At 62.3% G+C, this 9,186-nt stretch carries 12 protein-coding genes; 2 read left to right on the forward strand and 10 right to left on the reverse strand.

What is annotated here, in order from left to right; genetic code table 11:
- Positions 1 to 88: 88 nt before the first annotated feature.
- From VM94_RS21970 to rpsP, 10 genes are all read right to left on the reverse strand, one after another.
- The gene (locus VM94_RS21970) at positions 89 to 1,552 is read right to left on the reverse strand and encodes a carbon-nitrogen hydrolase family protein (protein ID WP_082127845.1); all 1,464 of its coding nucleotides are present in this window, start codon (positions 1,550 to 1,552) and stop codon (positions 89 to 91) included.
- On the reverse strand, positions 1,549 to 2,367 hold the full coding sequence (locus tag VM94_RS21975) for an AraC family transcriptional regulator (protein WP_046685322.1): 819 nt from the start codon (positions 2,365 to 2,367) through the stop codon (positions 1,549 to 1,551). Before VM94_RS21975 ends, VM94_RS21970 begins: the two co-directional genes overlap by 4 nt.
- 206 nt (positions 2,368 to 2,573) lie before the next feature.
- A complete protein-coding gene (locus tag VM94_RS21980) occupies positions 2,574 to 3,023 on the reverse strand; it encodes a CBS domain-containing protein (protein WP_046685323.1) in 450 nt (149 codons plus the stop codon).
- An 81-nt stretch (positions 3,024 to 3,104) separates the two neighbouring features.
- Positions 3,105 to 3,440 carry a DUF3579 domain-containing protein gene (locus VM94_RS21985; protein ID WP_029496213.1) on the reverse strand — a complete coding sequence of 112 codons (336 nt, stop codon included), beginning with the start codon at positions 3,438 to 3,440 and terminating at the stop codon, positions 3,105 to 3,107.
- A gap of 225 nt (positions 3,441 to 3,665) precedes the next feature.
- Positions 3,666 to 4,625, reverse strand: a complete 960-nt coding sequence (locus VM94_RS21990) for a CobD/CbiB family protein (RefSeq protein WP_046685324.1) — start codon at positions 4,623 to 4,625, stop codon at positions 3,666 to 3,668.
- A 97-nt stretch (positions 4,626 to 4,722) separates the two neighbouring features.
- On the reverse strand, positions 4,723 to 5,382 hold the full coding sequence (locus tag VM94_RS21995; protein WP_046685325.1) for a CoA pyrophosphatase: 660 nt from the start codon (positions 5,380 to 5,382) through the stop codon (positions 4,723 to 4,725).
- Between the two features lie 197 nt (positions 5,383 to 5,579).
- On the reverse strand, positions 5,580 to 5,963 hold the full coding sequence (rplS, locus tag VM94_RS22000; protein ID WP_010395528.1) for a 50S ribosomal protein L19: 384 nt from the start codon (positions 5,961 to 5,963) through the stop codon (positions 5,580 to 5,582).
- A gap of 131 nt (positions 5,964 to 6,094) precedes the next feature.
- Positions 6,095 to 6,841, reverse strand: a complete 747-nt coding sequence (trmD, locus tag VM94_RS22005) for a tRNA (guanosine(37)-N1)-methyltransferase TrmD (protein WP_046685326.1) — start codon at positions 6,839 to 6,841, stop codon at positions 6,095 to 6,097.
- 50 nt (positions 6,842 to 6,891) lie between these two features.
- Positions 6,892 to 7,449, reverse strand: coding sequence for a ribosome maturation factor RimM (rimM, locus tag VM94_RS22010; protein ID WP_046685327.1), 558 nt, complete (start codon positions 7,447 to 7,449; stop codon positions 6,892 to 6,894).
- Positions 7,450 to 7,462: 13 nt separating this feature from the next.
- Positions 7,463 to 7,714 (reverse strand): 30S ribosomal protein S16, encoded by a 252-nt coding sequence (gene rpsP, locus VM94_RS27920; RefSeq protein WP_010395524.1) that lies wholly within the window; start codon positions 7,712 to 7,714, stop codon positions 7,463 to 7,465.
- A 278-nt stretch (positions 7,715 to 7,992) separates the two neighbouring features.
- Here rpsP and VM94_RS22015 point away from each other — a divergent pair, with 278 nt between their 5' ends.
- On the forward strand, positions 7,993 to 8,427 hold the full coding sequence (locus tag VM94_RS22015; RefSeq protein WP_046685328.1) for an NINE protein: 435 nt from the start codon (positions 7,993 to 7,995) through the stop codon (positions 8,425 to 8,427).
- Between the two features lie 137 nt (positions 8,428 to 8,564).
- On the forward strand, positions 8,565 to 9,186 hold a 622-nt coding region (locus VM94_RS22020), incomplete at its 3' end, for a glycine zipper 2TM domain-containing protein (protein ID WP_082127873.1).

The following is a 9,186-nucleotide window of genomic DNA, read 5'->3' on the forward strand; positions in this document are numbered from 1 at the left end:
TCGGCGATTATGTAGCCGCGTACGTGGAATATAAAAGAGGGTTGTGCAATGCGGTTTTGCGCATTGCAGCAAAACCTGGCCTTGCGTGTCAGACCGCGGGGGCGGCGCGGCGGCCCATGCACAGCAACATCACGCCCAGCGCCACGCACAGCCAGCCGAACAGCGGCCCCATCCAGCCAGCCCAGGTGACGACGGACGGGTGCGCCGGCAACGGCGCCAGCAAGGTGCTGCCCGGCATGGCGCTGCTGGACCGCTCCTCCAGCACGCGGCCATACGCATCGCTGACCGTCAGCTTGCCTTCGCGCGCCGCGCGCAGCACGGCATAACCGTTTTCCACGCCGCGCACGACCGTCATGCGCGCGCCCATCCAGGCGTCGAGCTGGAAATCCCAGGCCGGCACCAGCATCGTTTGCGCCCCGGCCGCGCCATACGCGTGCCCCAGGGGCGCGAAATGCATGTCCTTGCAGATGGCCAGGCCCATGGCCTGGCCCGCCACCGGCTGCACGGCATACGCGCCGCCAGCAAGAAACTCGCGTTCGGGCGGCGCCAGATGATGTTTTTGATAGCTGACAGGCGCGGCGCCATCGGGCGCGAACAGCCAGGCCAGGTTGCGCCGGCCGGCAGCATCCTGCACGCCGATCCCAACGGTGATCCACGCGCCCGCGCCGCGCGCCAGCGCCTGGAAACGCTGCCGCACGGCGTCCGCCTGCGCGGGCGCCAGCACGGCTATCTTTTCCGGCAACAGCACCAGCTGGGCGCCCTGCCCGGCCAGTTCTTCGACGTGGCGCGCGTACTGCTCCCAGACGGCTTGCGCGCGCGCCGGCGGCGTGGCCGGGCCGATAAAGTCATCGATGGCCACCAGGCCCGCCAGCGGCCCGGCTGGTGTGGGCGCACCGTGCACGCGCCAGGCGCCGCCGGCGAACGCGGCCAGCAGTACCAGCGCAGTGGCGCACGCCGCTGGCGCATACGCGCGGCCGCCCGCCAGCAGCAAGGCCAGCGCGGACGGCGCCAGACACAGCAAAAACAGCAGGCCAGGCACGCCCGCCAGGGCCGCCACCTGCAACACGGTAATATTATCCGCCTGCGAATACGCGAGGCTGCCCCAGTTGCCGTCCGGCAGCAAGGCCGCCATCATCGTATCGATGGCAACCCACAGCACGGGATACGCCAGCACCGTCCAGCTTGCCCGGTAGCGCAGCACGAGACGCCGCGTGGCCAGCACTACCAGCAGCCACAGCAGTGCCTTGACGGCGATCACGGCCAGCACGGCCGGCAAGGGCATGAGCAGGCGGAAATAGGCGACGTTGGATGACAGCCCCAGCGCCGCGGCCAGCAACGTCATCCAGGCCGCATCGCGGCGCGACGAGCGCAGGGCCAGCCACAGCACGGGCAGCGGCGCGCACCAGGCCAGCCAGCCCAGCGGCTGCGGCCCCAGCACCCAGTACAGGGGCAGGCCCGCCGCCAGCGCGGCGGCAATTTGCAACAGGCGCTGGCGCAGCGCAGTGCCGCCGGCAAACAGGGCCGGCGCAGACAAGGTATTGGAGATCATCATGCTTTCAAGGGAAGCCAGATTTCCACGCCGCCGTTGCCGCTGGCGGGATCGAAATTCTGGTTGTAGCGTTCAAAATCGGGCGCGTCGGCCACTTCCAGGCCCGACTGGGGCAGCCACTCGTTCCACACCGCATGCCAGGTGGTGCGGATGGTGGAAATATGCCTGCGGTGATGGAACACGGCATAGCGCTGCGGGGCGATGCGCAGCCGCGTCCAGCCATCGGGGGCCTGGGAAAAGTCGCTCACCGGCATGGCGCACAGGTAATCGAAATTGCCTGCGTCGTCATTGTTGCAGCACACGCCATACACCAGCTGGCCGGGCGCCACATGGGGCAGGAAGCGCTGCCACAGGGCGGGGATGCCGGCAGCCGTCTCTGCGCGATAGCGTTCGGCGAGACCGGCCACCAGCAAGGCGGGGCCCTGCTCGAAACGGGGCGCTTCCAGGGGCACACCCGGCGCCACATCCATTTTAATGGCGTCGACCAGCGCGAGGTTGGCGACGTGGCGCTGGGCCCGTACCTTTTCCGGCGTGACATGGAACTGGTCGCGGAAGGCCCGCGTAAATGCTTCATGGGAACTGTAGCCGGCCTCCACGGCAACGGCGAGGATGTCTTGCGCGCCCTGGGCCAGCGCGCGGGCCGCCTCGCTGAGCCGGCGCGCCCGCACATAGCGCATCACGGAGTGGCCCGTGGCCAGGCCAAACGCGCGCGTCAGGTGGCACGGCGAAGCGCCGCCCACATGGGCGATGTCACCGAGCGAGAGATTCTCCGCATAATGCGATTCGATATACCAGAGTGCCTTGGCCAGAGTGTGCATGGACGCTTCCCGTTGAACGAGCAGCGACTGTAGCATTTTCAGGCAGGCGTGACTTGACCGGAATTGCGCAATTACGGACGAACTGAACACCTGACAAAACCGTAGCGAGCGGCAGTGATTTGTGGTTGAGAAGCGCAAGCGTACTGTAGTACGGTGAGCATCGCCGACCGCAAAGCGCGACGCGCAGCAGGTTTTGACAGGTGTTCCTATTTTCGCGTGCGCTTTTCATGTACGAGCTGGCCGCTGCTGATGCGCGCCAGCTCGGCCATTTCCTGGGCCAGGAAGGCGAGCAGGTCGTCGATGCTGACGACGCCGGAAAGCGCACCCAGGCTGTTGACCACGGGCAAGCGGCGGATGCCGTTGACACGCATACGTTCAATGATGTCGTAGACGTCTTCGTCTTCGCTGGCCGTGAGCAATTGCGCGCTCATGATGTCGCCCACCAGCAGGCTGGCGGGGTCGAGGCCTAGGGCGATGACGGAAATGACGATGTCGCGGTCGGTGAGGATGCCGATGGGGACGCGCTCGCCATTCGGCTGTTCGGCCACGATCAGGTCGCCCACGTGATGCTGACGCATCAGCAGCGCCGCGTCTTGCACGCTGGTGTCACGCCGGCAATGGATGGTGTGCAAGGTACAGATGTCGCCGATGCGCATGTCGCCACTCCGTTTGAGGCAGAGTGTCCACGCTACGCCAGCCCGCCGTGGCGGGTTTGAGGCACATCAATGAAACAGGTCTTACTTTTCTTCGGGCGGCGGCAGGAAGCAGGCTTCGACGATTTGCAGGTCGTTATCCTTGGCAAATTCGCGCACGAAGTGAAACGCCATCGGCTCGATCTCGCGCAGCTTGGTGTTGACCACCACCGACTTGACGCCATTGACGACGGTCGGGCGCACGTAGGGCGAATACTGGAGGTGCGCATTGCGCCCGCCACCTTCGGGATTGAAACAGGACATCACTCCACAAAGGCGCTCGGCCCAATCGCTGGGTCGGAATTGCTTGCCATTGCTGGTGAGACCAAGGATGAAGAACTCGTCTGAGAGTTCCCCTGTTTTTTGAGATAACTCGGCCATGTGGCTTGTCGGGACTGGATTGCGTGAATGGCCCCGGCGGGTAGGCCGGGCTGGTAATTCAACTACGTTTGCTGCGGTAAGCCAGTATTATATCTTATAGAAGACTTGGGTTCTACCTCGATCTGCCCTGACGATGCAAACAGGGGCCGGCACGCATCACGCGCCAGCCCCTATTTTAACCTTGTTCCACGCGCAAGGCGCATGGATGGCGCGTGTGCGCCCGCGTCAGCCGAGGAAAACGGCGCCCGACATCAGCAACAGCAGCAGCATCCACAGCAGCAAGGCGCGCCACACGAGGCCCACCGTGCTCTGCAAGGCGCGCGCGCCCGGCTCTTCGCCGGGCAGAATATCGCTTTCGCTGTCGCTGTCATCGACGGCCATGTCCGGCGTGACGAACACGCGAGCCGCCGTTTCCGCGGGCGTGCCCAGGCGTACGCCCATGGCGCCGCCGCCGGCCGTCAGGATGATGCCGATGGCCTCGTCCTGCCAGCGCTGGGCGAAATTGCGCCAGGCGTAGATGGCGTCCTCGAAATTGCCGACCACGGCAAACGCCACGGCCGTCAAGCGCACGGGAATCCAGTCGATCCAGTAAAAGGCGCGCGCGGCGAACTGGCCGAACGCCTCATTGCGCATGTGCTCGGGTTCGTTCCAGGCGCGCGCCAGGTATTCGGCCACGCGGTACATCACGGCGCAGGCAGGGCCCAGTGGCATGAGGAACCAGAAAAACACGCCAAAGACATTGCGGTGCGTGGTAACCAGGGCTTTTTCCACGGCGATGCGGGCGATTTCGCTCGCTTCCATGCCCACCGTGTCGAGCTTGGTCCAGTCGGCCAGCAAAGTGCGCGCGGTCGCTTCGTCGCCGGCGCTCAGGGCCAGCTGGATGGAGGTAAAGTAATGGCTGTAGTGACGGAAGCCCAGGGTCAGGTAGACGATGAGGACGTTCCAGGCAAAGGCCAGCAGGGTCAGCTGATAATGCTGCAAGAGCCAGTAGATGCCTGCCGTCGGCACCATCAGCACGCCGATCATGAGGAACCAGCCCATGCGGCCATGGTTGGCGTGGCCGGCATTGAACCAGGTCTCCATGCGCATTGCCAGGCTCTTGATTTCGGCGTAGATCGGATTGTCCGCGCGCAAAGGTTTGAGCTGCTCGATCAGCAATGCGCAAAGTATGGAGAGAAATGTCATCAAACGTCCTTTTTGTCTTTTTCAGCAATACCGCAATGCCCGCTACGATAGCGCAGTGCAGTGCTGGAATCAAACTTATTACGTGCGGGACGCCATTTTACGCGCGCAAGAGGTGAAACAGATTGCGCAGCATGCCGGCCGTGGCGCCCCAGATGTAGAAGCGCTCGTACGGCATGGCGTAGAACGAGCGCCGTCCGCCCGGCAACGCCACCGACAGGCGCTGATGGTTGAGGCCATCCATGAGGAAAGCCAGCGGCACTTCGAAGATTTCCGCCACTTCGGACGGGTCGGCGCGCAGCTCGAACGGCGGCGTCACCAGGCCCACCACGGGCGTGACCTGGTAGCCGGTGCCCGTCAGGTAATCGGGCAAACAACCGAGCACTTCGATGTGTTCGCGCGCCAGGCCCACTTCCTCTTCCGTTTCACGCAAGGCCGTGGCGATGGCCGACGCATCGAAGGCTTCGCTGCGCCCGCCGGGAAAGCTGACTTGTCCCGCATGGCTGCTCAGGTGGTCCGTGCGCATGGTCAGCAAGATGGTCAAGCCTTGCGGCCGTTGCACGAGAGGAATGAGCACGGCGGCGCGCACGGGCACGGCGCGGGCGGAAAGAAAATCCTGGGTAATCTCGGGCTGCCAGTCGGGCTGTTCGGCCAGGCGCTGGCGCAGCCAGTCCGGCGTCAGGCGCACGGCGTCCAGCGCCGCCTCGCCGGCGATCGAATCGATGGCAAGTTGTTTGGGATCAAATGCGATGGTGGCCATTGCCCCTCCCTCATGATTAAAAGCACCTGGCAAAAGCGTCGCGAGCGGAAGGAAGAGGTAGCCGAGACGCGCAACCGTGCTCTAGCACGGTGAGCATCGCAGGCTGCCTATACCGACGCGCAGCAGGTTTTGCCAGGTGTCACCATAAAAAAAGGGGCACCAATACGGTACCCCTTTTCCCAACGCAGACGCTGATATTACGCGCTTGCTTTCGCCACAACGCGGCGATTTGGCAATTTTTCTTTGATACGCGCCGATTTACCCGAACGCTCACGCAGATAGTACAGCTTGGCGCGGCGAACATCACCACGGCGTTTCACTTCGATCGAAGCGATCAGCGGCGAGTACAGTTGGAACGTACGCTCGACGCCTTCGCCGGACGAGATCTTGCGAACGATGAAGTTCGAGTTCAGGCCACGGTTACGACGGGAGATAACGACGCCTTCGTAAGCCTGGGCGCGCTTGCGCGTACCTTCGACTACGTTGACGCTGACGATAACGGTATCGCCTGGTGCGAATTCAGGAATGGTTTTACCCAGACGAGCAATTTCTTCCTGCTCTAATTGTTGAATCAAGTCCATTTTTAACACTCCGAAAACCATCATGCCGGCGCACTGTGGATAGCAAGTATCCGCCCGGTAGAGGATGGGTAACACAATATGGGCAACATGCCCGGCACTACTGGCCACCCTGCCGGCCGTCCGGAGACGGCTTACAGGCTGGCCAAGAATTTTTCGTCGGTCTTGCTGAGCAAGCCGGCGGCGCGCGCACTGACCAAGAGGTCAGGCCGCTTTGTCGCGGTCGCTTCCAGCATGCGCTGGCGGCGCCACTTGACGATCTCGGCATGATTACCACCCATCAAGACGGGCGGCACGGCCATGCCTTCATACGTTTCCGGCCGCGTATAGTGCGGCGAATCGAGCAAGCCATTGACGAAGCTGTCCTCGATGGCCGATGCCTCGGTGTTCAAGACACCCGGCAACAAACGGATCACCGCATCCATCAGCGCCATGGCAGGCAATTCACCGCCCGACAGGACGAAGTCGCCGACGCTGATTTCCTCGTCGACGCAACGGTCCAGCAAACGCTGGTCCACGGCCTCATAGCGGCCGCACAGGATCACCAAACCAGGTTCGGCTTTCAGCTGCGTGACGCGCTCGTGCGTCAACGGACGGCCTTGCGGCGACATAAACACCACGCGGGGCGCCGCCAGTCCCAATGCGGTCTGGCGCTGCTTCGCGGCAGTAATTGTCGCTTCAAGGGGACGGGCCATCATCACCATGCCGGGGCCGCCGCCATACGGGCGGTCATCCACGGTACGGTGATTGTCGGTCGTGAAATCACGGGGATTCCACAGCGACAAGCCACATTTCCCCTGCTCGAAGGCGCGCCGGGTCACACCCGACTGCGTCAGCGCGGCAAACATTTCCGGGAACAGGGTCACGACATCAAATTGCATCGCTCACCATCCTGCAAAGTTTGCCCGGCGCATTGTTAAGCGCAGGCGGTTTAATAATCGAGGCCCCAGTCGACCGTGATCTTGCTGGCAACCTTGTCAACGTTAATGACAAACTGGCCAACAAACGGGATCAGGCGCTCAGGCGCCTTTTCAACGGTCTCATCAGCAGTGGCGACGGGCGTAACGCGCAAGATCGACTGCGGACCATTGCTCATCATGTCGTGCACTGTGCCGAGGCACTCGCCTTGCAAATTCTCGACTGTCAGTCCGATCAGATCGGACCAATAAAATTCATCGGCCGTCAGCGTCGGGAAATGGCTACGCGGAATTTGCACAGAGACGCCTTTCAGCGCTTCTGCGGCATCCCGCCCGACCACACCCACCAGCTGGGCCACGACGTCGCCGCCGTGTAACTTCGCTTGCCTGACTTGAACATCATGCAAGGTCGGTTTATCAAACCACCAGGTTTTGACGCTTAATAATGCATCCGCATCGTCGGAGAAAGGAGTGATCCTGACTCCGCCAGCAATGCCATAAGCACCGGAGACATAGCCTACCTGTACCAGGTCATCGGGGACTTTCACCCCGGATGCAGTCTTGACCGTCAAACCAGTGATCTAATTAAGCTGCTGCTTTGTTGTTGCTAGCTACCAGGCGAGCAACGGTTGGCGACAATTGTGCGCCAACGCCTTGCCAGTAGGCCAGACGGTCTGCGGTGATACGCAGTGGAACTTCGCCACCTTGCGCCATCGGGTTGTAAAAACCGATACGCTCAATGAAGCGACCATCGCGGCGATTGCGCGAATCAGTAGCGACGATGTTGAAGAACGGGCGCTTCTTGGCGCCTCCACGAGCTAAACGAATAACGACCATAATATTTCCAAAAAGTGTGCTGAGGCGGAAAAAGCCGCAAATTATAGCGCGCTTTACCGCCAGGCAGCAAGCGTTATGATGACGGGCGTGTAATTTGGGCTAATCAAACATTATGACCAGTCATGGCCGAAGACGCAATAGGCGCGTGCGTCTATCGTGCCGCCGATGCCACGTCCAGGCGGCGCCGGCATCGCCTGAACACGGCACGAAAGTGCTATCGTTGCGGCAGCGAATGACCGATACTGACAATCTTTACCGATGAGCAACTCTGGAGTCCCATGACCACCGCTACCATTTTGCAACAGTCGCACAAGAACAAGGCCTTCACGGCCCTGCTGGCTTTCCTGCTGGGTATGCTGGGCGCCCACCGCTTCTACCTGCACGGCGCCAAGGACCGCTGGGGCTGGCTGCACCTGGCCGCCCTGCCCGCCTCCCTGCTGCTGCGCCAGCTGTTTCCCGACGCCGACTGGTTTTACCAGATCTTGCCGCTGACCCTGTCCGCCCTGGGCGGCTTCCTGGAAGCGCTGGTGCTGGGCCTGATGCCGGACGACAAGTGGGATGCCCGCTACAACGCCGCGTCAAGCCGTCTGTCGGACACGGGCTGGCCCCTGGCCGTCGTGCTGGTCGCTACCTTGATGCTAGGCGCGGGCGTGCTGATCGCCACCATGGCGCGCCTGTTCGACTTGCTGTACACAGGCGGCGCCTACGGTTAATTTCCATGCGGAAAATGGCTTCGGATAGTTTGCGCCGCACGCACATGTAAGTGTTGGTAAGCAATCATGATTTTCCTCTATACTGCATTCACAATGCCGACATTACTGGCTCATTTAACACCCCCTAGGAGAAGATCATGATTCGTCGCCCACTCATCCTCGCAGTCGCCATCACGGCCCTGTTCAGCACTTCCGCATTCGCGCAAAACCTGTCGCCGAAGGCGCAATACGCCTACGACACGAAGCAGGCCAGCACCCGCTATGCGGATGACAAGAAACTATGCGCAGAAGAAACCAGCTCGAAAGCCCGCATGCAATGCCTGCGCGACGCCAAGGGCGAATACGACCAGGCCATCATCAACGCCAAGGCCGCGCAAAAGGCCGGCAACTCGTATGCAGGCCAGAACAGCAAGCCAGCACAGCACCAGATCTGCGCCGATTGCGGCAAGGTGCTGGCAGTCAACGTCACTGAAAAAGCGGGCGAAGGCGGCGCGCTGGGCATGATCGGCGGCGGCGTGGCCGGCGCCCTGCTGGGCCGCCAGGTCGGTGGCGGACGCGGCAAGGACCTGGCCACCCTGGCCGGCGCCGCTGGCGGCGCTTACGCTGGCAAACAAGTCGAAGGCCACATGAAGAACGCCAAGACGTGGACCGTCACCGTGCAATACGAAACGGGCGCCAAGGCTGACTTCGCATTTGACCAGGATCCGGGACTGGCTGCTGGCGATCTGGTACGTAATTCCGGCAACGGCATCGCCCGCC

The organism is Janthinobacterium sp. KBS0711 (genome assembly GCF_000988085.1).
GTDB classification, from domain to species: domain Bacteria; phylum Pseudomonadota; class Gammaproteobacteria; order Burkholderiales; family Burkholderiaceae_D; genus Janthinobacterium; species Janthinobacterium lividum_E.